Genomic DNA, 25549 nt, shown 5'->3' on the forward strand with positions numbered 1-25549 from the left:
ACTTAACCGCCAGTATTTAAACTAGCCATTTCTTGGGCGATTCCAGTCGTTATTGTAATAGTGTGTTTACTTTTTGAGCCATAGGTTATAGTACTATCAACTTGCACCATGTTGCATGAAATACCCGCTGTAAAGCTAAATTTGCGGGGACAGGGCAGATCTAGCGCACCATTATTTAAATTACTCATTGAGTTTACTGTATCGCCCACTTTATCTAATGCGATTGAACCATTCGGTATTTGCGCTCGCGTATATAAAAAGTAACTGGTTCCTCCTTTAGTCGCTTCATCAGCTATCACTTGTTGTACATTACCCATCAAAGCGTTTTCAGCTTCTTCTCGCTCAAATGCGGCATTGGTAATTTTCATATCCACACTACTGCTACTCATAAGCGTCACAGCTATACCGGTGACAGCAACAACCATGATCAGCGCCACAATCAGAACAACACCTTGCTGTTTTGAAGCTAACCTTAAATTCTCCATAGGTTTGCTCCTACATTATTTAAGCGAATCGTTGTTGTAAATAGAGCTCGACGAAACTTATCATCAAACTCAAGTATTCTTTGGTCGACATCTTCGCCTAAGGTATATGTTTGATTGAGCTGTTTTAAGTTAGCATCTTCTTGTAATGCTCGTACCAAAATAAATACTTGCACGGTTAAAATGCCTCGGCGGTTTTCCCAATCAGCTGCGGTCATTTTATTAACACTGCGGTAAGTGTCTACTCGACTATCATTGTTCGTATCTAAACCGAATAAAAACCGCATATTTTCAACGCCTTCCATAATCGTTTCAGTGACCATATTTCCACTCGGTGCCAGCCGACGTCGCATCAATACGGGCACTTCTGTGTTACGATCGTTTATTTTAAAAATTTGCTCATCAATATAATAAACATGATGACGATATCGCCAAAGCGTTGCATTACCGCCTATGGTATTTGCAGCAATGGGGCCTTTACGAAACTCGCCTCGCTCTTGCTCTGCAATAAAATAATAGTTATTCGCAGTGCTATCAGTTGGATCAATTTGCAACCCTTCTAAAAATTTTACCTGCAAGATATCAGTGTTTTCTTTTGTCTTATTAAGGCAGTTTAGAGCTTCTCCCCCCATTGTTTCAATGGCATACACTGAACGAAAATTAGTGTTCACGTTAAAAACAGGAAAGCTACCATTATTCGACCCCGCAAAACAATCTGGGGCTGGTTTTTGTCCAGATGTAAGTGACACTTGTGTATTTTCTTCTGAAAAAGAATCTTCATAAAAGGTGCCCCAAAAACCAACTTGCTCTATATCTCGCTGCATAATATTAAGCGCTAAGCGACCTGTTTCTTGCAAGTCACCTATTGTCATTGTATCTCTCGTGGTTACTTTCATACTGACATACGTGAACATCACTCCCCCAAGCACTAAACCACCAATAAATAATGCCACCATCATTTCGACTAAAGTGAAACCTTGCTGCTTCATATTAGCTCCTTAGGTAAATATAACTTTTCAAAACCATAATGCGGCGATTACTATTACTCTCACCACACGTTAATTGCTGGGTTTCTGTCGTGCCGGTAAATTTTTGGCGGCCTTGCCAACTCACCACTACTTGGATATTAAATGCTTTATCATCGCTATTTGGTACGGCAGTATTCTCTATACATACCGTTGCATCATCTAAAGCGCCTGTATTTTCTTTAGCTTGTATTGCACGGATCCATTGCTGCCGATCAAGTGCCGCTATTTGCGCTGAGTTACATGCGTCACTGTAGCAAGTACGTGACTGTTCAAGCTCGGTATCACTCGTAAATGTGCCATTATATTGAGTAATTGCTGCCACACGATCATTAGCCCGTATCCGTTGAATAATATCATTACCTAAAGCAACCGCAGCCGCTCGCTGCATTGAATCAAAGCTTGCTTGTTTTGCTTTTGCTTGTAATGCAACGGCCCCCAGTAAACCGAAGCTTAGAATCACAAACGCAATTAATACCTCTACTAATGTAAAACCTTGCTGTGGTGTATGATTGACTAATTTCATAACGCACCTAATATAAAACTATCTCACTATAAGCATATGCTATCAGTAGGTAGATTCAACTCTGCTCAGGATAAACGGTTATATTTGTTGATAAATGGTTACTCGGACAGCTCTAATAACCTGTGTATCTAAAATGAGGAGGGGAATTAAAGATGCTCTTTTACGTTCCTATACGCACGCCGACTAACAGGCAATAAACAATCACAACCTTTCAATACAACAGCATGCGTTCCGTTAGCGCTTTTTTTCAGCTCAATTAGACGTGATTGATTAATTAATATCTTGCGATGAATTCGTAATAAGTGCGTGGAAAACTCTTCTTCTAACTGCTTTAAACTGTGGTCAAGTAACGCTTCGCCACCAGTAAAAACTAAACGTGTGTATTTATCTTCAGCGATCACATAATAGACATCTTCTAGTGCAACACTTCGCGTAACACCTGCTAGTTGATAGTTGATCATCGCTGGGCGCTGTTTTTGCACATGAGCACGAGTGAGACGACCTAGTTGCTCTATAGTATTGGCTAAGCTTTGCTCTGTAACTGGTTTAACTAAGTAACCTGCTGCACTAAGTTGTAAAGCATCCAAAGCATGTTCAGGATAGGCGGTCACAAATATTATCGCGGGCGGCACACTAAGTGTATTTAATTGCGCAGCAATTTCTAAACCGTTCATGGCGGGCATATTGACATCCAAAAATACAATATCTGGCGCCAAACATTTTACTTGCTGTAAAGCTTCGGTGCCATTACTTGCATGTGCTATATCACTGTAGTCTGGATTTTTCGCAAGTAAACGCTGCAAGCGAGCTCGTGCTAATGGCTCATCATCGACAATAAGAACTTTCATTGTTGCTCCTGCGTATAATCAACAGCCAAAGGTAGTACCAATTTAACCCGATATATCCCTTCTCTTACAGTCATTGTCAACTTAGCATGCCCCTGATAATAGAGATCTAACCGTTGGCGAATATTATCTAATGCCATGCCATTTCCTGGCCGTGTTTGTTGCGATGATGACGACACTGGGTTTTCGACGATGATCACCAACGAGCGTTGACTTACATGTAATTCGACATAAATAACAGCCCCCGTCAATGAAGGCTCAACACCATGACACACGGCATTTTCTAATAGTGGTTGTAATGTTAAACAAGGAATTGTTATGTTTGGTAGTTGCTCTGGTAATTGCCAGTCAACTTGTAGCCGCTCTGCAAACCGCCAGCTTTCTAACCTTAAATACTGCCGGGTCAATGTAATTTCATCAGACAATGCGGTTTCTTTTCCAACTTGCATTGCAGCTTGCGATAATGCAGCTAATGTTAAGATCGCTTGCTCCGCAGCATCTGGATCGTAATGAGTCAATTCGGCGGCTGTATTAAGACTATTATATAAAAAGTGTGGCCTAATGCGCGCCTGTAGTGCATCCAGCTCAGCTCTTGCTAATGCATTGGTTTGCAGCTTTTTTCAACGTAAATTGTGAGAAACTGCACAAATAAACACGCAACTAAAACTACAATTAGTAAGTTTCGTAATATAAACACAACAGGATCAGCAACTTCAATCACGCTGCCAGCAAAACAGAGAACCGCGATACTCATTAACAATGTGGTTGATAAAAGAGAGATGAATAAACTAACACTCTGAATGAAGCGCGAATATCTCTGTAGAATAAACCGTAGCAGAAAAAGCCAGGACAGGCTTAATAAAAAGATAAGCTGTAAAAATAAACTAATTACACCTAAACGGATCCAGATGTCTTGAGCTGCACTAGGTGCAAAAGCCAATATAGTAGCAATAACTTGCACCACAACTAATGTAGCTAGCACACCTCGCTCAGTAAAAAGAGCCGCAAAAAGCAAAGTATTGGTTTGCACCGACTTGCTCATTGCACTCTCCTTAAAAATGTCCCATAAATAGATTAAGGTTAGCGTAGCTCAACGGGTACGGCAAATACTATGTTTTCTTCTTCGCCTGGATTTTCAACAACCTGTTTACCACCCAATTCTTTAAGACGGCTAATAACTTGTTGAACAAGTACTTCAGGTGCAGATGCACCGGCGGTTACACCAACAGCTTTTGCATTAGTAAACCAAGCATCTTCAACATTGCTTGCATCATCAATCAAGTACGCTACGGTGCCCATTTTATCAGCAAGCTCGCGTAAACGATTAGAGTTTGAGCTGTTTTTAGCGCCAACCACTAATAACACATCAACTTTATCAGCTAAGTCACGAACTGCATCTTGGCGATTTTGTGTGGCATAACAAATATCATCTTTACGAGGACCATCAATAACCGGGTATTTAGAGCGTAAAGCATCAATCACATCTGCCGTATCATCAACCGACAAAGTCGTTTGGCTACAGTAAAAAAGATTATTTGGATTTTTTACATTGAGTTTAGCGACATCTTCTGCCGTTTCAACTAAATAGATACCGCCATTACTATTATCGTACTGCCCCATGGTACCTTCAACTTCAGGATGACCATGGTGACCAATTAAAATACACTCAGTTCCCTTACGGCTAGCACGGGTCACTTCCATATGCACTTTAGTAACAAGTGGGCAGGTTGCATCAAACACTTTAAGCTCTCTGCGTTTTGCTTCACTACGAACAGCTTGCGATACGCCATGAGCACTAAAAATTACGATGCTTTCATCGGGTACTTGATCAAGCTCTTCAACAAACACCGCTCCGCGGCGTTTTAAGCCATCAACCACATAACGGTTGTGTACAACTTCGTGACGCACATAAATTGGCTTTTCGAATATATCTAACGCACGCTCAACAATACTAATCGCACGGTCAACGCCCGCACAAAAACCGCGAGGATTGGCTAATAAAATATCCATTAATCATTTACCTTAGGTGTATTATCAACGTCTAAAATTTCAACTTCAAAGGTTAACTTCTGACCAGATAAAGGATGATTAAAATCAATTGTTACCGACTCGCCTTGCACTTCGCGTACAAGTCCTGGTAATTCAGTACCATCAGGTTGCGTGAACGCGATAATAGAACCTACAGTAGCCGGTGTATCTGGGCCAAATTTACTACGCTCAACAAAATAAATATTATCAGGGTTAGGTTGACCAAATGCATCTTCAGGCTCAAGTTCAAATGATTTGCTGTCGCCTGGCGCTAAACCAAATAAACACTTTTCAAAGTTTGCTGTTAAGCTGCCATCACCCATAACCAGCTTAGCTGGTTTATTATGCACTTTGGTCGAATCAGCTGCAGAGCCATCAGAGAGTTTTATTGAAAAATGAAAAATGACTTCTGAGTTTTCCGTGATAACTGTTTGGCTCATGCTTTATGCTCCTTTGGACTTTCGCCAGTGAAGGCATCAAATAATAACAATGCTGCACCTACACAAATTGCACTATCAGCAATATTGAACGCTGGAAAATGCCAGCTTTCATAGTAGAAGTGCAAAAAGTCGATGACATAACCATAGTACATACGGTCGTATAAATTACCAATTGCGCCGGCTAAAACCAGCGCATAGGCACCACATAAAATTTTATTAGACGCTGGCAAACGCTTTAACCACCAAATCAATAAACCACTAATGGTGATTGCTATTAAACTTAAAAACCAACGTTGCCAACCAGTTTCATCGCTTAAAAAGCTAAAAGCAGCTCCGTAGTTATGTACGTAAGTAAGGTTAAAAAACGGTAATATATCAATCGAATCACGCAGATTCATTGTATTCACCACTAGCGTTTTACTGGCAAAGTCTGCTACTAAAAGTAACAGACTTAACCAAAGCCACACTAAACCACTTTTTTGGGCTAGCTTGCTCACTCACTACTCCTATGCGAATTGACGTGTTTCGCCTTCGCCATCTACGTTGCTTACACAACGACCACAGATTTCAGGATGTGCTGGGTTCGCCCCGACATCATCACAATAATGCCAACAACGCTCACATTTTTCTGCATCTGTTGCTGCTACACTAATGTACAAACCATCAATTTCAGTTGTCTGCGTACCTTCGGGTTGCTCATTAACAGCAGTAACCGTTACTTGAGAGGTCAGTAGTACAAAGCGTAGCTCATCACCTAATGCGGCTAATTTATCCGCGATTTCAGCATTTGCAAAAATACTTACATTAGCCTGCAACGTTGCGCCAATGATTTCTTCTTTACGAGCACCTTCAAGTACGCGGTTTACTTCATCACGCACAGTTAAAATAGTTAACCAATCATCATTGCTAAATTGGCCTTCGGTCACTGTTTTTAAGCCATCATACCAAACTGAGGTAAATACATATTGGTCACGTTCACCTGGTAATGCTTCCCAGATTTCTTGCGCTGTAAAGCTCATGATAGGTGCCATCCAGCGGGTCATTGCTTCAGCAATATGATACAAGGCTGTTTGACATGAACGACGCGCATGGCTGTCGCTCTTAGCTGTATACTGACGGTCTTTGATGACGTCTAAGTAGAACGAGCCTAATTCACCCGTACAGAAGTTCATTAATTTTTGCGTAACTTGCAACATTTGGTAACTGTCATAGGCTGCCACAATTTCATCTTGTAATTGCGCTGCACGGCCTACAATCCAACGATCAAGCTCAACCATGTCTTCAATAGCCACTTGATCAGTTTTTGGATCAAAGCCACTTAAGTTAGCCAGTAAGTAACGGCTGGTGTTACGAATTCGACGGTAGCGATCCGCTGAACGTTTGAAGATTTCATCAGACACCGTCATTTCAGCGGTGTAATCTGTTGAAGCAACCCAAAGGCGTAAAATATCAGCACCTAGTTTGTTCATCACATTTTGTGGTGAGATTACATTACCTAATGATTTAGACATTTTACGACCATTCTCATCCACGGTGAAACCATGAGTAAGTACTTGGCGGTATGGCGCATGACCATTAATCGCAACCGAGGTCATCATTGATGACATAAACCAACCACGGTGTTGATCTGAACCTTCAAGGTATAAATCAGCTGGGCCTGTTAACTCTTCCCGAGCGTCAACAACACACGCGTGAGTTACCCCTGAGTCAAACCAAACATCAAGTGTGTCTTGTACTTTCATGTATTGCTGAGCGTCTGCTTCACCTAATAAGGTTGCAGGCTCTAAATCATACCAAGCTTGAATACCTGATTTTTCTACCAGTTTAGCCGCTTCTTCAATCAATGATTGCGTATTCGGGTGTAATGCACCGGTATCTTTATCAACAAATAAAGCAATTGGTACGCCCCAGGTACGCTGGCGTGAAATACACCAGTCAGGACGCCCTTCTACCATATTTGCAATGCGGCTTTCACCCCACTCTGGTAGCCATTGGGTGTTTTTGATTTCTGCCAATGAATCTTGACGCAAATTAGCTTGGTCCATACTAATAAACCACTGCGGTGTTGCACGGAAAATAATCGGCGTTTTATGACGCCAGCAATGCGGGTAGCTATGCGTTAATGCATGGTGGTGCATTAACGCGTTACGCTCAGTTAATACATCAACCACACTAGCATTTGCCTTAAATACGTGCTGACCTGCAAACAGTTCAGTGTCTGGTAGGTAAACGCCATTGGCACCTACTGGGTTAGCCACTTCTAAACCGTATTGTAAGCCTGCCACGAAATCTTCTTGGCCGTGACCCGGTGCTGTATGAACAATCCCCGTACCAGAGTCAGTCGTTACGTGTTCAGCCACAATTACAGGCACGTTAAAGTCATAAAATGGGTGAGCAACTTGAAGGTTTTCAAGTACCGCCCCTTTTACATAGCCTAAAACGTGGAAATGGTTAAAGCCATAACGATCCATAGCATCTTTAACAAGCTCTGAGCCTAAAATCAAACGCTGTTGTGCGCCTTCATCATCAACTTGAACAAGGGCATATTCTAAATCAGCGTGAACGGCAACTGCACGGTTAGCTGGTAGCGTCCACGGTGTCGTTGTCCAAATCACGGTGCTTACAGTGCCTGTGCCTTCATGATCTGCTTTTAAGTCAAATGCGTTAACAACCGCGGCTTGATCAGTAAACTCAAAGCGTACATCAATTGCTGGCGATTGCTTATCTTGATACTCAACTTCTGCTTCAGCCAATGCTGAACCACAATCTGTACACCAGTGAACTGGTTTAGCGCCTTTATGCAAGTGCCCTTTTTCGATAATGCGACCCAATACGCGAATGGCGTTGGCTTCAAAATCAAAGTTCATCGTTAAATAAGGCTTGTCCCAATCAGCAAAAACACCTAAGCGTTTAAAGTCAACTTTTTGGCCTTCAACTTGCTTTTTAGCATAAGCTCGGCATTTCTCACGAAATTCGGCCGCAGTGACTTTAACGCCTGGTTTACCGACCTTTTTCTCAACCATTAACTCGATTGGTAGACCATGGCAGTCCCAACCAGGTACATAAGGGGCATCGAAATCAGATAAAGTCTTAGACTTTACAATAATGTCTTTTAAAATTTTATTTACTGAATGGCCTAAATGGATATCGCCGTTTGCATACGGAGGGCCGTCATGCAAAATAAAGGTTTTTTTACCTTTTTTAGCGTTGCGAATTTGACCGTACAGGTCGTCTTCATACCATGTTTTAAGCATTTTTGGTTCACGTTGTGCCAAATTGCCGCGCATTGGAAACATTGTTTCCGGTAAATTCAAAGTATGTTTGTAGTCGCTCATTAATCCTACTTTCCGTATCGGCTACCTAATTTAAACCAAAACACTGCTTAGCGGCAGCAACATCAGTTGCTATTTGTGCCGTCAATTGTGTTAATGTCTCGAATTTTTGCTCATCGCGAAGTTTTTCAATCAACTCCACATGCATAAACTGTCCGTATATTTCTTGCGCAAAATCAAATAAGTGCACTTCTAATAATGCGCGTGTTCCATTAAATGTGGGTTTGTTGCCTATATTTGCAACCCCATATATTGTTTTATCTTTTAGCGTTACCTGCACCGCGAACACCCCATTTACAGGGCATACTTGACGCTTTAAAGCTATGTTAGCTGTTCTAAAGCCAAGTTCACGACCACGCTTCCAACCATGTATTACACGCCCTGAAATAGCATAGTTATGACCAAGCATCGCCTTCGCTTGCGTTAATTGTCCGTGAGCAAGCGCTTCACGGATTAACGTGCTGCTTACTCTAGCATTTAATTGACGAAAACTCGCGGTGCTTTTGACATCCATTTTTGCCGCTTGGCCCATTTGGGATAGCAACTTAAAATCACCTCGACGCTGCTTACCAAATCGAAAATCATCGCCAACCGTTAATGCTTTTACACCAAGTTTATCAATCAGTATTTCACTAACAAACTGCTCAGCCTGCATATTTGCAAACTGCTGATTGAAGCTAATGCAAATAACGCGCTCAATGCCCAAGTTAGCTAACAACTTAAGCTTATCACGTAATCGCGTTAACCGAGCCGGTGCGTTATCTTTGGCAAAAAATTCTTGTGGCTGAGGTTCAAATAACATCACAGTGCTTGGCAGCTGGTATTTTTTAGCATCATTGAGTAAGCCTTTAAGCACTTCGCCATGGCCTAAATGAACACCATCGAAATTGCCAATGGTCAACACACAGCCATGATGCTGAGTGCGAATATTATGAATACCTCTGATTAACTCCATACCACCTAATTGCCTTTTCGAGCCAGCCTGAATATATATTCCAGCCATAGAAACGCCGATTATAATCTTTTTTTAATTTGATTCAGTAGTTGCTACGTTTTTTATCGTATTTAGTCGCACACCAAGCATAAACATGGACAAGAAATAAACAAGTCCAGCCAAAATCAATAACCCACTGAGTAAAATAACTTGCTGCGTAAAATGCCAATCACGCCATAAGAATTGATTTGAGGTATACCAAACAGATAACCCCATTACAGCACTTGCAATAACACACTTAAATGTAAATCGTCCACTAAAACTTGAAAAGTGATATACCTGCTCTTTATTTAATTGTCGGTATAATAAATAAGCATTGCAACTTGCCGACATTGACGTGGCCAAAGCTAACCCTAAGTAGCCAATAAACGGCGCTAGCATAATATTAAACACCATATTTAAAACCAAAGTAATAATACCTATACGCACTGGTGTTTTAGTATCTTGGCGTGCATAAAAACCTGGCGCCAGCACCTTGATTAACATAAAACTCACTAAACCAACGGAGTAAGCCATTACACCCAGGCTCACCGCTTGAACATGGTCAATATCGCCTTCTTTAAATGCACCATGGTCAAATAATACAGAAATAATAAGCGGGCTTATAAGCATGAGTCCGACCATGGCAGGCAAACCTAGAAATATCACAAACCGTACACCCCAGTCTAAAGTGTGCTGAAAATCACTGCCTTTATCGCTGCTATGTAATTTAGACAAAGCAGGTAAAATAACGGTGGCAATGCCAATGCCAAATAAACCTAATGGAAATTCAATTAGTCTATCTGAGTAATAAAGCCAGGCGATTGATCCTGTCATCAACAATGAGGCAATCATGGTATCAAGCAGCAAATTAATTTGACTAATAGATACACCAAATAGCGCAGGGATCATCAAAGTGCGGACTTTTTTACATTATCGTCCTGCCAAGCCCAACGCGGCTTACTGAGCATCTTTGCTCGGTATAAAAACGGCAATTGAAATAACAACTGCACAACACCACCTACAAATACGCCAATGGCGAGCGAGTAAGCCCCGACTGAAAATTGGTCATGTAATAAAATTGCGCAGCTGATAATTGAAATATTCAGTAATACTGGTGTAAAGGCTGCCACAGCAAAACGGTTATAAACATTCATAACTGCGCCACTTAGCGCTACGAGACTCACGAAAAATAAATAAGGGAATGTCCATTTAAGTAATTCACTAGCAAGCACAAACTTCTCACCTTCAGGGTTACCTTGATACCACTCAATAAACCAGCCTGTACCAAATAAGGCGGCTATCACTGGCGATGCAACCACGCCAGCTAGGGTAACAATCAATAATATGGTGCCTAGTGTGCCCGCAGCTTGGGCAACAAAAAAGCGTACTTTATCGTCACCTTGTTGCTCTTTAATTTCAGATAAAACAGGCACAAACGCTTGTGCAAAGGCCCCTTCAGCAAATAATCGGCGTAAAAAATTAGGAATACGATTGGCAAACAAAAAAACATCGGCTGCGGCATTGGCACCTAACAAATTTGCCACCACGGCATCACGTACTAAGCCCAAGATACGCGATATCATGGTCATTGCACTTACAATCATACCGGAACGAAATAATCCTTTTGCCACACTAAAACCTGCTTTAAAACCAATGAGAAAGTTAATTATGCCACAGACTTTTTTATAAATCGCTCTAAAGCACTAGGCTCAGTGCATGGGCTTTGTTACAATAGCGATATTAACTGCTAAAGCGGCAAATTGATGTTCGTTACAAAGGAGCAGTTTTTCTTGTTATGTCAATTTTTTATTGACATTCATGATTAAAAAAGGCATATTCCACGGCCTTTAAATTAAGCTTATTTTAAGATTGTTAGGAGCAAACCTTGGCTAACATCAAGTCTGCAAAAAAACGCGCTATCACTAGCGAAAAAAACCGTCAGCATAACGCAAGCCGTCGTTCAATGATGCGTACATACTTCAAAAAAGTAGTTGTTGCTATTGAAGCGGGCGACAAGGAAGCTGCACAGCAAGCTTTCGCAGTTGCTACACCAATTTTAGACCGTTACGCAACTAAAGGTCTAATTCACAAAAACAAAGCTGCTCGTCATAAGAGCCGTTTAGCTGCTAAAATTAAAGCACTATAATTTGTTTTTGTAGATTATAAAAAACCGGCCTAGGCCGGTTTTTTTGTATCTAAAATTCGTTTTCAACACTATTTACTAAGCTATTTCTAATTCTGGATAAAACTTTTTCAACATTGCAGCTATCTTTTTAGGGGTAAACGGCTTTACAACAAATCCTTTCGCTCCTTTATCTATTGCGTCTTTAACGTTTTCAACCGTAGAATGAGCGGATACCATAACAACATTTGTTGCTGGGTTGATTTCATTTATTTTGGCAATAATTTCTTTACCGTCACCATCAGGCAACTCGATATCTAAAAAGATAATATTGTAGTCTGCTGCTTGGCAGGCACTAATACACTGGGCCGCTGTAGAAGCCTCTTTGACATTTTCGATACCCAAATGCATAAGCGTTTGGTTAAGAAAGCTACGAACCGTCCCTACATCATCCACGATTAAAATTGAAAGCTGCGCATTCATACTTGATCCCCATAGGCTATAAGCTAGGTTTAAGTTATTATACTAAATATATAAACTTATTTAATTCATTGATCTCATTATAGAGACACCTGCTTAAAAGGCCAGATTTGCTTCATGTCTAATAAAATAAAAAAACAGGCGTTGCTTGGTAAAGCCCCGCAAAGAAAAAAGACGCAACCAACGACAAATAAAAGAAAAGCCACAGTAAATAAAACAAACACAAAGGTTGAAAATAGCAATTCAACAAATACCACTACACATAGTAAGCCCAAAAGTAGAGTATTAATCATTACTTTAGTTATGTTGCTATTAGTCTTTTTAATTACCCCTAAACCGCAGTTAATTACCTATCAAAAGTTAGGCCTAGTAACACAAAGCGTGTATTGGCCTGGTTTGTTTGGTTACGGCGCTAACTTGTTTGATTCTAGCTTAGAGCCAAGAGCAGACTTAGAGCGTAATACCTTATACCTATGCCAAAACCTAAATCAACCTGCTACCTGTCAAAAATACCGAGTTACTGAGAAAAAAGGCTTTTTTGCAGCGATGAGCAAACTGATTTTGGATTAATAAAACTAATCTGAAAAATATAAAATTACTTGGTTGAAAGGTGTGCAAAAGATCACCATAATGGCGCTCCTTTTTCAACACAAGTACACTGAAACGATCATGTTAAACGAGCTAGATTGGCTTTTAAACTTTACTCTGTTAGCCCTAGGATTAGGAGCGTTATTTATCAATCAATTAACTTTATTGCGTATTGCCGCGGTTAGCGCCTGCGTATTACTGTTTTTATCGTTTAGCTTAGATGTAATGTCATCGAGTGTTATCTCGAATATGAGTTTAGTGTTGATCAACACATTTTACTTGTTCAAGGTTTATACCTTTGGCCAATTGAATGTAACACCCAATTAATATCTCTCCCAAGATAATTTGATACCCCATTGAGTTTACTCACTGGGGTATTTTTTTGTCTATCGAATGACTAACATTATGAACTAAGTTAAAATTCACTGCGTATCAATTTATTTTAAGGTGGCTTATTTTATGTCGTTATCTGATTTTGATTTATTTTTATCTTCTATGGAAGATGTAGAGCCACTTAGCCATGATACTGTAACACCACAGCATTTGAAAAAATCACCCTCGTTTGCACAACAAGAAAAACGTAAAGCCGCCGAAGCAGAGCTAATGATTGATGAAAACTATCTTAGAAGCGAACTCGTTGAACTGTTAGCCCCTGATGCGTTACTGAGTTATAAAAATACCGGTGTGCAAGAAGGGGTATTTAAAAACTTGCGTCTAGCAAAATACCAAATCGATGCCACTCTCGATTTACACGGACAACCTCTTAAATCTGCCCGCCAAGCGTTATTTGATTTTATACATGATTGCCATAATAAAAATATACGTGTGGTATTAATTCGCCATGGTATTGGGATAAAAAATAGGAAGACACCGGGTATATTAAAAAAGTTACACCAATAAGTGGCTGCAAGAACTCAGCGCTATATTAGCGTTTCATACCGCTTTAAAACACCACGGAGGTATAGGTGCAACGTATGTTTTACTGAAAAAAAGTGATGAGAAGAAACATGAAAATAGAGAGCGTCATGCTAAGCACTGAGCTCCCACAGCGTATATGGTGAGGTTAACCTTGTTGGGTAATTTCAGCTTCGCTTGACTCATCAGCATTCGCCTGATTAAACCAAGCAGACACTCCCATAAGAATGACCGATAATACAATGAGACTAAATTTAACGCCGCCTTGTTGGTGTTTCATAACTAACCTTGTTTTTATTATTATTTTTATGACATCACTAGACTAGCTAAAATCATATATGTTAACAAGATGTACGAAGCATTAATTGTTCAAATTTTAATAACCTTTTGTTCTATCTACCTGATGATTTAGTTCTAACCTTTTTCCTAGCCGCTGAACATTCTCTGCAATTTGCTGTGCAACACTGGTAATACTCGACAAAGCAGCGCAGTGCGGAGTCACAGTAATGGCATCATGAGACCAAAATGGGTGCTCTTTTGCTAACGGTTCTTGCCTGAATACATCTAAGGTCGCAGCGCGTATTACTTTATTGTCGAGTGCCCAAATTAAATCCTCTTCAACAATATGCTGACCACGCGCCACATTGATCACAACAGCATGCTCAGGAAGCTGAGTTAAGAACGCTTTATCAATAATATTTTTAGTCTGTGGTGTTAAAGGCAATAAGCATACGAGGTAATCTGCTTTAGACAGAATATTTGTCAATCCTTCTTGAGTATGAACACAGGTTACATTAGTAAATTGTTTAGGGCTTTGTGAAAAAGCACTTACAACAAAGCTATTAGCAAGTAAGCGTTTAGCGCAGTGCTGCCCTAATTGGCCAAAACCTAAAAATACTACATGATTAAATTTATGTGCTCGTTTTGGTTGCCAAAGCTGAGCTCGTTGTTTACTAAAATACTCTTTTAATTTTAGCTTTTGCGCTAAAATGTGAGTTAACACATATTCAGCCATATCATCCGCTAAGACTTCATCAACAATTCGTGTCACCACAACATCATCAGCTAACAAGTCTAATTTTATACTATCAACTCCAGCGCCGAATGATGAGACAGCTTTAAGATTGGGCAATTGTTGCCACATTTGCTCTGGCGCGAGCCAAGCAACGACAAACTCTACAGTATGTAAATTACGACAATCTGGCCAGAGCGAGATTTCTACACCTGGTAAATATGCTTGCAGTGTATTAACTAACTTTGTGCAGTCTCGGTTACTAATCGCGATAAGTAGATGCATGGCATTCCTAAAGTCTATGTGTTTTTAATCATTATATCCTTAAGCTATTAAAAAACGATGATTAAAGATACCCTCTTTAAAAAGTCATACAACTGCAACCTAACTGTCATAGCAAACTTTTAATCTGTTCGTATATTGATCACCAGAGACAATGAGGTAATTATGATCAGTGTTGATAAAGTCATTGCGGCCAACCTTCCACAATTAGAAAACTCTCCGAAGGTAAAAGGATTAGTAAAAAAAGGATTGGGTTATTTGCTTCATGAGCAAGAGTTTGTCGCATTTGGCGACGCTTATCCTCATTTACAAGGCATCGAGTTTGTTGAGCAAGTGCTTGATGAACTTGACTTTGACACCCGATACAAACCAAAGCAGATTGAGCATATCCCGAGCGAAGGGAAGCTAGTAATTGTGGCAAACCACCCCATAGGTTCATTAGATGCATTAGCGCTGATCAAGGTACTTTTTGGCGTTCGACAAGATTTAAAAGTGGTTGCCAATCGCATGCTAATGTCGGTCACTCCCATGCATTCGCTTTTATTACCGGTAGATAATTTATCTGGTACAAGTAAAAAACAAGAACTCAGCAACATCCATCAGCATCTAAAAGATGAAGGCGCTATTTTAATATTTCCGGCTGGGGAGGTCTCTCGTCTTGGCCCAACAGGTATTAAAGATTGTAAATGGAATAGTGGTTTTTTGCGCATTGCTAAAAAAGCGAACTGTCCAATATTACCTATTTATATTAAAGCCAAAAATAGTCCTCTGTTTTATGGTACTTCAATGATTTATAAACCTCTGGCTAGTTTACTATTAGTAAAAGAAATGTTTAAACAGCGGCAAAAATCGTTAGAGTTTGAAATTGGCGCATCGATCCCTCCCGAATCATATTTAATTGAAAATCTAAAAGATAAAGAAGTCGTCAATTTAATTCGCAAACAACTCTATGCGTTAACATCTAAGAAAACATTGCCACTAAAAACGCAGACCCCTATTGCTACATCAGAATGTCGTAAAGAACTGAAAAAAGCCATCGAAAAATGCCAATTACTAGGTACTACGCAAGATGGCATGCAAATCTACTTATATCAATACCAAGGTAGCTCAGCTATTTTTAGAGAGCTTGGCAGGCTACGAGAGATTTCATTTCGCACTGTCGGGGAAGGTAGCGGTAAACGTCGCGATATCGATAAATATGATATGGATTATCAGCATTTAGTATTGTGGGATCCCAGCCAATTAGAGTTAGTGGGCGCCTATCGCCTCGCATGTGCACAAGAGATCATTGATAAACATGGTCGCAAAGGTTTATACACTGATAGTTTATTTTCATACAGTGATGAAATGACTCCTTACTTTAAAGCAGGTATTGAGCTTGGTCGCAGTTTTGTCCAACCTAAATATTGGGGCCGCAAAAGTCTTGATTATTTATGGTATGGCATTGGTGCTTTTGTTAAAAACTACCCCCAATACCGCTATCTATACGGCGCAGTGAGTGTATCAAACGCCTTGCCTGATCAAGCCAAAGCGATGCTTGTTCACTATTACCAGCATTATTACGGTACTAAGCACACTATCGCCACACCTAACAATGAATTTAAAGCCACAGAACAACAAATAAAACAATGCCAGAGTATATTTACAGGTGATGATATAAAAGAAGATTTTGTCGAGTTAAAACATGTTCTCGCCAATATGGGCGCTCAAGTGCCCACCTTGTTCAAGCAATACACAGAGTTGTGTGAGCCAGGTGGTGTACAGTTTTTAAGTTTTAGTGTAGATCCTGAATTCAATAATTGTATTGATGGGCTTGTGCTGGTTGATCTTGAAAAAGTAAAAGCAGGAAAGGCAAAGCGCTATCTAAGCAAAGAGTAACAGCCTATTTTACATAGCTTACTTTAATTAAACTAAAAATGCTCGCCCTACAACGCGAGCATTTTATTAGCCCTTAAATAAATTGCTTAGTAGCTGTGTGTATATCTGCTCTATTTTGATTAAATCACCAATCGGTACGTGCTCATTAACTTGATGAATAGTGTTATTGCGAACACCGCACTCAATCACTTGGGTGTGGCTATTAGCAAAAAAACGGCCATCGGACGTTCCCCCACTCGTGCTCAATAATGGATAACTCCCCGTCACGTTAAATATTGCTTGCTCTACTTGTGCCAATAAGCAATGACTACCTTGGTGAGCTGTATAAAATGATTCACATGGGCGCTCCCATTCGATATTGAGGTATTGTGCTAAACCCTCTAAAGCAAATCGAATTTCATTTTTTATATCGGCACTTTTATAACCATGACTATAGCGAATATTAAATGTCATCTCACATTGTGCTGGCACCATATTATCAACCACGTTTGCAATATTGATCCCTGTAATTTGTAAGCTGGTTGTTGAACCCATTTCATCGTGTTGCCAATCAATATTAATCAAGCGTTTGACAATATCAGCACTTAAATGAGCTGCATTAATGGTATTATCAGGGTATGCAACATGACCTGCTTTACCTTTTATCTGTAAGCGTGCTGAAAGCGCGCCACGACGACCGTTTTTAATAGTGTCGCCAACGTATAAGTGGCTCGTTGGCTCACCCACAATACAACCATCTAGCTCTACTCTCTGCTGTGCCAAGCGCTCTGCAATCAGCAAAGAGCCGTATTCAGCCTCTCCTTCTTCGTCTGAGGTAATTAACCAATAGAAAGAGCCTTTTTTTTGCGAAAGATCCGTTATCAATTTACGAGTGGCACTCAACATAGCAGCAACCCCTCCTTTCATATCGGCGGCTCCTCTCCCATAAACGGCATTGTCTTTTATCTGCCCAGAAAAAGGCGGGACACACCATTGCTCTGCCGCTGCGGGTACCACATCTATATGCCCCGAAAAGGCATAAACAGGCCCATTGCCAAAACTTATTTTGGCAATTAAATTCGTCACGTTATTAAAAGAAAATTGCTCACACTCAAAACCTAGCTCTTTTAACTGATGCGCTAACCAGTCAATTGCACCCGCTTGCTGTGGCGTAACTGACTTAAATTGTATGAGTTGTTGTAAACAAGTCACCACAGATTCTGCGTGGCTTGTGTCACTTGAAGAATGTGTTTGAAGCGCTAACGTCATAATAAGCCTACCTAATCAAAACTTAGTAAGTTCATTACAACGCGAGTTTATGACCGCTTAATGACTGCCCTCTTCGATAAACGCTTCTTGGGTAACTTTTGCTATATCTTTATCATCTTTTGTTAATTGTGTTTGCTGCCAGCGACCGCGACAAAACCATGCATAAGACACCAGTGCAACTAAAACATTGGTGACAGCAAATGAATACCAAATACCGTAATCACCTAAATTAGTATGTTTAGATAAAATATAGGCTGCAGGGAATTGCACTACACATTGTGAAAATAAAGCCAATATCATCGCATTGAGCATATTACCTGATGCCCTAAAGGCAGCAACAACACATAATTGCACGCCAATTCCGCCCCAGGTTAAGCACATAACACGAATAAACTGTGTACCTTTATTGATAACATTTAAATCATCGGGAATAAAAAACGCTACCAGCAGAGGTGCAAATACATACGCCAGAACACCAATCACAGTTAAGCCTATTAACCCCCAGACAACAGCTAATTTTGTTATTTGTTCTGCTCGTTTAATATTTCCAGCGCCCATATTTTGCCCAACTAAAGTAGACACAGCCATCGATAAGCCCATCGCTGGGATCATTACCATTTGCAATATATTAGAGCCAACCCCATATGCCGCTATCGTTTGCGTACCAAAGCTTGCCACTAGAAAAGACATGAGAATTAAACCAAATGCGCGTGTAGAGAGCTCCACAGAGCCTGGGGCCCCTAAAAAGAAAGCTTGTTTGATATATGAATAATCGGGAATAAAACTCGAGAATTTTAATTGGATACCGTGACGGCCACGCATAAAGATAACGACCCCAGCTATCGCTGCCAAACTTTGCGTAACAAGGGTTGCTAAAGCGGCTCCCATCACACCATAACCAGAAAAGCTGCCATAGCCAAAGATAAATAGCGGATCAAGTATAAAGTTCAGCAGTACAGTTGAGCTAACAATAATCAACGGTACTTTTGTTTGCCCGATCCCCCGCATGAGTGCTTGAAACATGGCATAAATAAAAACAAAAATAACTCCAATAAATGACACATGCATAAATTTTAGCGCATCGTTATATACCGCTTTATCAACACCTAGCAAAGCCAAAAAATAGGGTGAGAGCATATACCCTAGGCAACCTAACACACAGGCTGTAATTGTTACCATCAGCATGGTTTGCGCAGCAACATGGTTAACCTTATCTTGTTGTCCTGCTCCCATATATTGCGCCGATAAAATAGCCCCAGCCATAGCAAGTCCTGAACCAATAGCGATAACTAAAAATGTAACAGGCATACTCACTGAAACTGCTGCAACTTGAGCTGCACCTAAACGACCCACCCAAAAGGCATCAGTCAGCTGATACGCTGACTGTAAAATATTAATTAATATTATAGGAACTGCGAGTTTCAGTAATGCTTTACTGATAGAGCCATTGAGAAAAAGAAAGTTGGTTTGATTCATAGTACCCCTTGTCTATGGCGAATATTATAGCTTAAAACAATGACCTATTGATGAACAAATAGGACTTGAGACGAGTCAATACTTTTTAAGCGCAACCGAGCAAAACTTTAATCTAAATCAAACAATTTTATAAAGATGGAATACGCCTTGATAAACCTTGATCTAGAACAGTTTTTTATTCCGAATTCACTTGATAATAGACCCAATTCAAAAAAAGTAGTTCTCGGAGAACAGCATGAAAAAACAACTTAGCGCAGCTTTATTTACCTCTTTATTAATCGCGTCTCCATTTGCTAGTGCAAACTTGAGCGTAAATGTCGGTGCAATTAATGTAAATCCTGACAACAGTAGCTCAGCAATCAACGAAAACTCAGCTCTGGGCTTAAAACCAGATTCTGATACGCAGTTAGGTATTACTGTCGATTATGCATTTAATGATCAATGGGTATTAGAGTTAGTTGCTGCAACACCTTTCTCTCACGATGTAAACGGTGCGGGCGGTTTAGCAGGTAATAACATTGCTAACATCAAACATTTACCGCCATCGCTTATTGCCCAATATCACTTTTTAGAGGGCACATCAGCATTTCGCCCATTCGTTGGTGTTGGGGTTAACTATACCGTGTTTTTTGATGAAGAGCCGTCTGCAGCACTTAAGTCAGTACTTGGCACAAATGACGTTGAAGTAAAACTCGATGATTCATTTGGCTTTGTTGCACAAGCCGGTTTCAATTATATGTTCGACCAAAACTGGGGCCTGCACGCTATGGTATCTGTAATGGATATCGAAACTGATGCAACCGTCTATGCTGATGGTGCTCAAGCACTTACCTCAACTGTAAAGATTGACCCCGTTGTGGCAATGCTTGGGGTTAAATATAAATTCTAATCTACGCACTCTGACAAAAAGGCCGTAAGGCCTTTTTTATTTAATTATGAAGCAAGGTTAGTGACTTTTTTCTGCTCGAGCATTTCTTTCCAATGCATCACTTCTGCAGGTAAAATAGGTGCAACACCATCAAATCCGGCTTCAGTAAGCATTTCTTCAACGCTTACCACTCCTTTTTTACGCTTAAAAACACCACGCACATAAGCAATTGCATGTAAGCCGCGCTCAGAGTGAAATTTTTGCTCGATATAAAAGTATTTATGATCCCAGCCAACCAAACGCGTACTAATAGTATAGCGCTGCATTGGTTTTATATCTCGTATGTAAGTAATGGCGGTTGCATTAACAATCGGAAACCAACGTTTCTTCATTATTACGCCAAGTAAGCCCACTCGCTCGGTCATCCATGTGCGCGCTAAATCCATCATGGCTAAATAACGTGAGTTTGTGAGATGTAAATTAATATCACAATCAGATGGTAGTGCTTTATAGTCAATATCAACTGTGTCTAATAATGACTGATAGCTGCGGTTACGTTTAATTTTAAAAAATAATAATAGGAGACGAAAATAAAGGTTCACAATAAAGGTCTTACCAGTTGACAATAACCAGAGTGTAGCACAGCTAGTTGCAATGGAGAATATTCTACTTTAATCTCTTGCAAACGATAAAAAAATAGTATTTTTAATGATGGTTAAGCTAATATCTTCTATAAGTATTTTACTCGCGATTTGCTCCAATCCTGCCTGGGCCGATTTTGATTACCCGGGAGAAGGTAAAGTGCGCTATCCAACAGGAGTTGAAAAGCCTTTTAAATTTGGCTTTGCCTGGCAAGCAAGTGAGCAAAAGTTCACCATAGGTAAAAAGACCTACGATATGCAGCTACCTGAGTCTTATTCTATTGCCATCACTTTAGCAAAAGATGAAGAAAAAATTTGGGTGCAAGAGTTTAACAACGGCTTTATTGAAGGGTTTAAATGGCAAATAGGTGAGCACACTCTGCAACTTAAAAAGCAAAAATTTAAAGACCCCGTAAAAGGCGACTATATTATAAGCTTGGATAATAAAGACTACTTTTTTGCCCGTAACAATATTAGCATCATGGTCAAATTTACTGGTGATGGTATTGAAAATATTGCCATAGATGGAGTGACAAAAAATATGGGCACTAAACAATAGCGCCCAATATAAACTTAAACCTTAACTGTTTTGCGATTAATACCATAATCACGAAGCTTATTAGCCACCGCAGTGTGGCTTAAGCCTAAGCGCTTTGCTAACTGCCGTGAGCTTGGATACGCCGGATACAGTTTACGTAACAAGGTCGCCTCAAAACGTTTAACTGCTTGATCCAATGAACCTTCAAAATCTGACTCTAAATAACCTAAATCATGTGTGAATGTAGGCAGCTGTAAGTGCTCTACTCTTAACTCATTATCATCAAGCAATGAGACCGCTCTGTAGATTGCGTTTTCTAACTGACGAACATTACCAGGCCAAGGATAATCTTGTAAAAATGCTAAACACTCAGCCGATAACTCAGGTATAGCGTGGCCATTTTGCTGCGCATATTTTTGAATAAAGTGCTCAGCTAGTGGCCCTACATCTGCTTTTCGGTCGCGTAGAGGAGCTATCTCGAGCGTTAATACATTGATGCGGTAATATAGATCTTCTCTGAACGCCCCTTCTTGCACCATTGCAGGTAAATCTTTTTGTGTCGCGGCAATAATACGCACGTTTACTTTAACTTCATTCTCGTCGCCAACCTTTCTAAAGGTACCATCTTGTAAAAAACGAAGTAATTTAGTTTGTAGCTGAGTCGACATTTCTCCAACTTCATCTAAAAATACAGTGCCACCATCGGCTTGTTCGAGCACGCCACGTTTCGGCGCTGCATTTTCTTCGTAACCGGCGTAACCAAATAATTCGGACTCAGCAACATCATCTGGCAGCGAAGCACAAGACAAGGCAATAAATGGTTTTACTGAGCGGTTAGAGGCGTAATGACAGGCACGTGCTAATAATTCTTTGCCTGTGCCAGTTTCACCGGTGATCAAAATAGGCGCTTCAAGTTGTGCCATTTTACGCGCTTCACGAACCACTCGACGCATAGCAGTACTAAAATTATGAATAGTTGCAAAACTTTCTTGACCATATCGTCTAAACGCACTTACCTGCTGACCTAACCGGCTTTGTGACTTAATATTTATAACCGCACCTGCGAGTACATCGCCTTCGGCTCCTTGTGGAACAGCAATTGGCAAAATATCCGCAATATAATCCTCGCCAGCCACTTCAACTCGAGTTGTTTGACCGAGCACTTCTTTACTTTCTAGCCAGCGCGTAAAGTTAAAGCCTTTCAGTAAATTATTAATATTTGAGCCAATAACTTCCTGCTCAGTGAGTTGAAGGTCTTTACATGCTGCATCGTTACAAAGCCGAACCCACCCTTTGGCATCTATAGAAATGATGCCATCAGGTAATGCTCTTAATAGTGTATTAAGCTCATTATGCTCACGTTCAGAAGGTAAGAAAGCCGTGGTACGAACATCCATCACGCCATCAATCAAGCGAATGGATGGCATTATTTTTTGAAATTGTTCAAATTCAATAGGCGGAAAACTTACATACATACGACAGTTAACTGAGTCGACTTCAATCCCTTTTAAATCAACTTGGTAATTAACTAAAATATTAAGTATTTCTTGAGCAATACCGATGCGGTCTGCACAGTGTATATCTAAACGCATTTCACCCTCAAAAAAGAGAAAATCAATATGGGGCGAATAATACGCGAACTAAAAGGTTGTGGATAGTAGATTGTAAAGATTTTTGGACAATTACACTTTAATTTTTAAGTTAGCTCCCTTTCTTTTAAACTTCCTGTAGCTTAGTGATTATCGCACTAACCATAAACGTTAAATAACGCGGGTGAAAATGCAACAAAATTAACTCCTAGACCTAAATACAACTAAAGTAACTTTTGTAATGGAAGACCCTTCACATATTAATGATTTAACCTTTGTTGATAGCAACTAATTCAATCAGTACATAGCTACATAAAGCTAAACCTATTAAGCCGGGAGCACACTTCCCGGCTTTTTTATGCCTATTTACTTAATTGCTTTGCGGGTAAGCTGTCCACTCACCACCATCAAGTTGAATATAGGGCTTATTACCAATATACATCATTATGGTATCTTCATTTTCAGCCACTTTAGGGGCACGAGGTAAGTTATCTAACAATGATTGTATCGAGCTTTCACCTGAAAAATATCATTACGTAATGCTCGGCTTATTATCTCTGACAACCCAAAATAACTAGTCGAGTCTTTTACTTCAATTAATCCTGAGTGCCTTACATTCGGACCAATAAACTTAATGGCGCTAGGTACTGATACAATTTTAGGGCTTGGTATTTCTCTTAGGCCTGAAAACTGAACTTTATCTCCTTCAAGTGCAGCACCGTGCTCTGGCACTATCACGAGTAGGGTATTACGCTGTTGTTGCTCTAATTTTTCTATAAACTGGTTTATATCTGAAAAAAGCTGCTGCTGCCTAATGGGGTAACTTTTGGTGCTACTCATTCGATCATAACCTGCGATCTGATTGCCATCATGAAGACTTATAGTATTGTAATAAAGAGAACGTGGGCCACTATTTTTATTTTGAGCATCTAACCAATTTGTGAGTACGTCTTTATCTGAATAAATCGGCTTACCATCAAAGCCATATTGGGCAGGAGAGTAACCTGAAAAATCCAACTCGGTCGTATTCATCCCTCCATATTTATTTATTAACCCTTTAAAGTCATCAAAGTGTCCATCATGATTCATCGCCACAGAAGTATCATAACCAAGCTCTTGCAGGTTATTAAATAAGTAGCATTGCTCTGGCACAGATTTAAATAAAGCTGTTTGACTTGTTTGGCCACAACTTGCTCTTAAAAGCCTAATAGCCGCGGGGCCACTGTATGAGGTCGCAGAATTGAAATCGCTAAATAAAATATCAAAATTACTAAATAGCTGAGTTTCATCAACACCAATAGCCTCAAGATCAGCGGTAGCAAGTGAGCAGATATTCAAAATTAAAACATCAAAAGGCTCACCAGTGGCCCGATCAGGAAAAACGCTTTTTAATAAACTTTGTTGCTGATAAAAATTTTTTAACTGTTCATCTGGGGTTTGCTCTCGTTTACCTGCCCCAACATTTACAGTGGGTTGAGTTGATGTAATTGGCTGATTTCTTTGTTCGGTTAATTGTGCTGTTTGAGAAGAATTAATTACCGGTGCAGTAGATAACCAATACGCATAAGCAAAGCCTAATAATGAGATACTAGTATAGCGAAGCCATTTATGCGAAAAACGATACAATACACAAACAATAAAAATACTTAATAGTAAATCGATACTCACTACGCGAGCGCTAATTTCAAAAAAGTAGTCCAGGCTAAAGTCTTGTACATTACCAACCTGTTTTGTTAAACGGGATATTGGAGGCAGCCATGAATCATAATATAACAAAGCACTAGCAAAAATAGCTGCAAATACGTTTTTCAACCTTTGTTGCCAAGCTTCACTAAACGATAGCGTGAGGAAAGCAAAAAACGCTAAATTTTCTAAAAAGTGAAATGAAATCTCACCATAAGCAAATAATGCAAATTTAATTAAAAAGTATAGATTCCAAACCCCTAAACCTGATATTTTCACTCTTCATCCTTCTTTCTTTTAGCGGGTGTATAAGGCGTCAACAATACATGGCGAAATGTTAGTTTACGGTAATATTTTAGTAATTTTGTAAAAACTGTTTTACTCACGTTACTCAGAATAACACCGATAATTAACGCAATTGAAAATGTGATAAAAAATTGATCTAAACTCATAATTTTGATTCATTCAATGTCATTGGAAAACGTTGAGCATCCGGTCTTTTAACGCGATCAAACTCTGGTGATTCAATAGCTAGTGAAGATAAGTCTATAGACTCTTGACTATATGTATAACTA

Annotated in this window: 24 protein-coding genes and 3 pseudogenes; 7 read left to right on the forward strand and 20 right to left on the reverse strand. The window is 39.9% G+C overall.

What is annotated here, in order from left to right:
* Positions 1-2: 2 nt before the first annotated feature.
* The 12 genes and pseudogenes from ACU8V8_RS10985 to murJ form a co-directional block, all read right to left on the reverse strand.
* Complete coding sequence (locus tag ACU8V8_RS10985; protein WP_446887503.1) at positions 3-485, reverse strand: pilus assembly PilX family protein; 483 nt, start codon at positions 483-485, stop codon at positions 3-5.
* Positions 473-1471 carry a PilW family protein gene (locus ACU8V8_RS10990; RefSeq protein WP_446887504.1) on the reverse strand — a complete coding sequence of 333 codons (999 nt, stop codon included), beginning with the start codon at positions 1469-1471 and terminating at the stop codon, positions 473-475. The genes ACU8V8_RS10985 and ACU8V8_RS10990 overlap by 13 nt, the downstream gene beginning before the upstream one ends.
* Before the next feature lies 1 nt (position 1472).
* Positions 1473-2033: a type IV pilus modification protein PilV gene (gene pilV, locus ACU8V8_RS10995; RefSeq protein ID WP_446887505.1), complete on the reverse strand. Its 561-nt coding sequence runs from the start codon at positions 2031-2033 to the stop codon at positions 1473-1475.
* Between the two features lie 146 nt (positions 2034-2179).
* Positions 2180-2881: a LytR/AlgR family response regulator transcription factor gene (locus ACU8V8_RS11000; protein ID WP_446887506.1), complete on the reverse strand. Its 702-nt coding sequence runs from the start codon at positions 2879-2881 to the stop codon at positions 2180-2182.
* Positions 2878-3492 carry a sensor histidine kinase gene (locus tag ACU8V8_RS11005; RefSeq protein WP_446889628.1) on the reverse strand — a complete coding sequence of 205 codons (615 nt, stop codon included), beginning with the start codon at positions 3490-3492 and terminating at the stop codon, positions 2878-2880. Before ACU8V8_RS11005 ends, ACU8V8_RS11000 begins: the two co-directional genes overlap by 4 nt.
* Positions 3474-3908: a hypothetical protein gene (locus tag ACU8V8_RS11010; protein ID WP_446887507.1), complete on the reverse strand. Its 435-nt coding sequence runs from the start codon at positions 3906-3908 to the stop codon at positions 3474-3476. The genes ACU8V8_RS11005 and ACU8V8_RS11010 overlap by 19 nt, the downstream gene beginning before the upstream one ends.
* 50 nt (positions 3909-3958) lie before the next feature.
* Positions 3959-4888 carry a 4-hydroxy-3-methylbut-2-enyl diphosphate reductase gene (gene ispH / locus ACU8V8_RS11015; RefSeq protein WP_446887508.1) on the reverse strand — a complete coding sequence of 310 codons (930 nt, stop codon included), beginning with the start codon at positions 4886-4888 and terminating at the stop codon, positions 3959-3961.
* The gene (fkpB, locus tag ACU8V8_RS11020) at positions 4888-5346 is read right to left on the reverse strand and encodes an FKBP-type peptidyl-prolyl cis-trans isomerase (protein WP_446887509.1); all 459 of its coding nucleotides are present in this window, start codon (positions 5344-5346) and stop codon (positions 4888-4890) included. Before fkpB ends, ispH begins: the two co-directional genes overlap by 1 nt.
* The gene (gene lspA, locus ACU8V8_RS11025) at positions 5343-5843 is read right to left on the reverse strand and encodes a signal peptidase II (protein WP_446887510.1); all 501 of its coding nucleotides are present in this window, start codon (positions 5841-5843) and stop codon (positions 5343-5345) included. Before lspA ends, fkpB begins: the two co-directional genes overlap by 4 nt.
* Before the next feature lie 9 nt (positions 5844-5852).
* On the reverse strand, positions 5853-8681 hold the full coding sequence (gene ileS / locus ACU8V8_RS11030) for an isoleucine--tRNA ligase (RefSeq protein ID WP_446887511.1): 2829 nt from the start codon (positions 8679-8681) through the stop codon (positions 5853-5855).
* A gap of 25 nt (positions 8682-8706) precedes the next feature.
* On the reverse strand, positions 8707-9633 hold the full coding sequence (ribF, locus tag ACU8V8_RS11035) for a bifunctional riboflavin kinase/FAD synthetase (protein WP_446889629.1): 927 nt from the start codon (positions 9631-9633) through the stop codon (positions 8707-8709).
* 72 nt (positions 9634-9705) lie between these two features.
* Positions 9706-11243: pseudogene (murJ, locus tag ACU8V8_RS11040) on the reverse strand (murein biosynthesis integral membrane protein MurJ).
* A gap of 296 nt (positions 11244-11539) precedes the next feature.
* Here murJ and rpsT point away from each other — a divergent pair.
* A complete protein-coding gene (gene rpsT, locus ACU8V8_RS11045) occupies positions 11540-11800 on the forward strand; it encodes a 30S ribosomal protein S20 (protein WP_016708897.1) in 261 nt (86 codons plus the stop codon).
* A gap of 75 nt (positions 11801-11875) precedes the next feature.
* Here rpsT and ACU8V8_RS11050 read toward each other — a convergent pair whose 3' ends face one another.
* Positions 11876-12259 (reverse strand): response regulator, encoded by a 384-nt coding sequence (locus tag ACU8V8_RS11050; RefSeq protein ID WP_087532081.1) that lies wholly within the window; start codon positions 12257-12259, stop codon positions 11876-11878.
* A gap of 114 nt (positions 12260-12373) precedes the next feature.
* Between ACU8V8_RS11050 and ACU8V8_RS11055 the strand changes: the two genes are divergently transcribed.
* From ACU8V8_RS11055 to smrA, 3 genes and pseudogenes are all read left to right on the forward strand, one after another.
* Complete coding sequence (locus ACU8V8_RS11055) at positions 12374-12826, forward strand: hypothetical protein (protein ID WP_446887512.1); 453 nt, start codon at positions 12374-12376, stop codon at positions 12824-12826.
* 99 nt (positions 12827-12925) lie between these two features.
* The gene (locus ACU8V8_RS11060) at positions 12926-13171 is read left to right on the forward strand and encodes a hypothetical protein (protein WP_446889630.1); all 246 of its coding nucleotides are present in this window, start codon (positions 12926-12928) and stop codon (positions 13169-13171) included.
* A gap of 132 nt (positions 13172-13303) precedes the next feature.
* Positions 13304-13883 (forward strand): annotated as a pseudogene (smrA, locus tag ACU8V8_RS11065) (DNA endonuclease SmrA).
* Positions 13884-13907: 24 nt separating this feature from the next.
* Here smrA and ACU8V8_RS11070 read toward each other — a convergent pair.
* Positions 13908-14039: a hypothetical protein gene (locus ACU8V8_RS11070; protein WP_446887513.1), complete on the reverse strand. Its 132-nt coding sequence runs from the start codon at positions 14037-14039 to the stop codon at positions 13908-13910.
* Positions 14040-14135: 96 nt separating this feature from the next.
* Positions 14136-15056, reverse strand: a complete 921-nt coding sequence (locus ACU8V8_RS11075; RefSeq protein WP_446887514.1) for a 2-hydroxyacid dehydrogenase — start codon at positions 15054-15056, stop codon at positions 14136-14138.
* Between the two features lie 162 nt (positions 15057-15218).
* Between ACU8V8_RS11075 and ACU8V8_RS11080 the strand changes: the two genes are divergently transcribed.
* The gene (locus ACU8V8_RS11080; RefSeq protein WP_446887515.1) at positions 15219-16931 is read left to right on the forward strand and encodes a GNAT family N-acyltransferase; all 1713 of its coding nucleotides are present in this window, start codon (positions 15219-15221) and stop codon (positions 16929-16931) included.
* Positions 16932-16997: 66 nt separating this feature from the next.
* On the opposite strand, the gene dapE is transcribed toward ACU8V8_RS11080, so the two are convergent.
* Positions 16998-18179, reverse strand: a complete 1182-nt coding sequence (gene dapE, locus ACU8V8_RS11085) for a succinyl-diaminopimelate desuccinylase (RefSeq protein ID WP_446887516.1) — start codon at positions 18177-18179, stop codon at positions 16998-17000.
* Between the two features lie 57 nt (positions 18180-18236).
* The gene (locus ACU8V8_RS11090; RefSeq protein ID WP_446887517.1) at positions 18237-19655 is read right to left on the reverse strand and encodes an MATE family efflux transporter; all 1419 of its coding nucleotides are present in this window, start codon (positions 19653-19655) and stop codon (positions 18237-18239) included.
* 235 nt (positions 19656-19890) lie between these two features.
* On the opposite strand from ACU8V8_RS11090, the gene ACU8V8_RS11095 reads away from it, so the two are divergent.
* Positions 19891-20544 (forward strand): OmpW/AlkL family protein, encoded by a 654-nt coding sequence (locus ACU8V8_RS11095; RefSeq protein WP_446887518.1) that lies wholly within the window; start codon positions 19891-19893, stop codon positions 20542-20544.
* A gap of 44 nt (positions 20545-20588) precedes the next feature.
* Here the strand turns inward: ACU8V8_RS11095 and ACU8V8_RS11100 are convergent, their stop codons facing one another.
* Positions 20589-21125, reverse strand: a complete 537-nt coding sequence (locus ACU8V8_RS11100) for a thioesterase family protein (RefSeq protein ID WP_446887519.1) — start codon at positions 21123-21125, stop codon at positions 20589-20591.
* 106 nt (positions 21126-21231) lie between these two features.
* Between ACU8V8_RS11100 and ACU8V8_RS11105 the strand changes: the two genes are divergently transcribed.
* The gene (locus ACU8V8_RS11105; RefSeq protein WP_446887520.1) at positions 21232-21723 is read left to right on the forward strand and encodes a hypothetical protein; all 492 of its coding nucleotides are present in this window, start codon (positions 21232-21234) and stop codon (positions 21721-21723) included.
* Positions 21724-21737: 14 nt separating this feature from the next.
* Here the strand turns inward: ACU8V8_RS11105 and tyrR are convergent, their stop codons facing one another.
* Together tyrR and bcsG are read right to left on the reverse strand one after the other, a co-directional pair.
* The gene (tyrR, locus tag ACU8V8_RS11110; protein WP_087532072.1) at positions 21738-23294 is read right to left on the reverse strand and encodes a transcriptional regulator TyrR; all 1557 of its coding nucleotides are present in this window, start codon (positions 23292-23294) and stop codon (positions 21738-21740) included.
* Between the two features lie 367 nt (positions 23295-23661).
* A pseudogene (gene bcsG / locus ACU8V8_RS11115) lies at positions 23662-25253 on the reverse strand (cellulose biosynthesis protein BcsG).
* Between the last annotated feature and the right edge of the window lie 296 nt (positions 25254-25549).

It is taken from the genome of Pseudoalteromonas sp. SaAl2, from assembly GCF_052947895.1.

What these genes read in the sequence shown, in the direction of transcription:
- ACU8V8_RS10985 (WP_446887503.1), bottom strand. Translation starts at nt 485, where the DNA reads ATGGAGAATTTAAGGTTAGCTTCAAAACAGCAAGGTGTTGTTCTGATT.
- ACU8V8_RS10990 (WP_446887504.1), bottom strand. Translation starts at nt 1,471, where the DNA reads ATGAAGCAGCAAGGTTTCACTTTAGTCGAAATGATGGTGGCATTATTT.
- pilV (WP_446887505.1), bottom strand. Translation starts at nt 2,033, where the DNA reads ATGAAATTAGTCAATCATACACCACAGCAAGGTTTTACATTAGTAGAG.
- ACU8V8_RS11000 (WP_446887506.1), bottom strand. Translation starts at nt 2,881, where the DNA reads ATGAAAGTTCTTATTGTCGATGATGAGCCATTAGCACGAGCTCGCTTG.
- ispH (WP_446887508.1), bottom strand. Translation starts at nt 4,888, where the DNA reads ATGGATATTTTATTAGCCAATCCTCGCGGTTTTTGTGCGGGCGTTGAC.
- fkpB (WP_446887509.1), bottom strand. Translation starts at nt 5,346, where the DNA reads ATGAGCCAAACAGTTATCACGGAAAACTCAGAAGTCATTTTTCATTTT.
- ileS (WP_446887511.1), bottom strand. Translation starts at nt 8,681, where the DNA reads ATGAGCGACTACAAACATACTTTGAATTTACCGGAAACAATGTTTCCA.
- ribF (WP_446889629.1), bottom strand. Translation starts at nt 9,633, where the DNA reads ATGGAGTTAATCAGAGGTATTCATAATATTCGCACTCAGCATCATGGC.
- ACU8V8_RS11050 (WP_087532081.1), bottom strand. Translation starts at nt 12,259, where the DNA reads ATGAATGCGCAGCTTTCAATTTTAATCGTGGATGATGTAGGGACGGTT.
- ACU8V8_RS11055 (WP_446887512.1), top strand. Translation starts at nt 12,374, where the DNA reads ATGTCTAATAAAATAAAAAAACAGGCGTTGCTTGGTAAAGCCCCGCAA.
- ACU8V8_RS11060 (WP_446889630.1), top strand. Translation starts at nt 12,926, where the DNA reads ATGTTAAACGAGCTAGATTGGCTTTTAAACTTTACTCTGTTAGCCCTA.
- ACU8V8_RS11070 (WP_446887513.1), bottom strand. Translation starts at nt 14,039, where the DNA reads ATGAAACACCAACAAGGCGGCGTTAAATTTAGTCTCATTGTATTATCG.
- ACU8V8_RS11075 (WP_446887514.1), bottom strand. Translation starts at nt 15,056, where the DNA reads ATGCATCTACTTATCGCGATTAGTAACCGAGACTGCACAAAGTTAGTT.
- ACU8V8_RS11080 (WP_446887515.1), top strand. Translation starts at nt 15,219, where the DNA reads ATGATCAGTGTTGATAAAGTCATTGCGGCCAACCTTCCACAATTAGAA.
- dapE (WP_446887516.1), bottom strand. Translation starts at nt 18,179, where the DNA reads ATGACGTTAGCGCTTCAAACACATTCTTCAAGTGACACAAGCCACGCA.
- ACU8V8_RS11090 (WP_446887517.1), bottom strand. Translation starts at nt 19,655, where the DNA reads ATGAATCAAACCAACTTTCTTTTTCTCAATGGCTCTATCAGTAAAGCA.
- ACU8V8_RS11095 (WP_446887518.1), top strand. Translation starts at nt 19,891, where the DNA reads ATGAAAAAACAACTTAGCGCAGCTTTATTTACCTCTTTATTAATCGCG.
- ACU8V8_RS11105 (WP_446887520.1), top strand. Translation starts at nt 21,232, where the DNA reads ATGATGGTTAAGCTAATATCTTCTATAAGTATTTTACTCGCGATTTGC.
- tyrR (WP_087532072.1), bottom strand. Translation starts at nt 23,294, where the DNA reads ATGCGTTTAGATATACACTGTGCAGACCGCATCGGTATTGCTCAAGAA.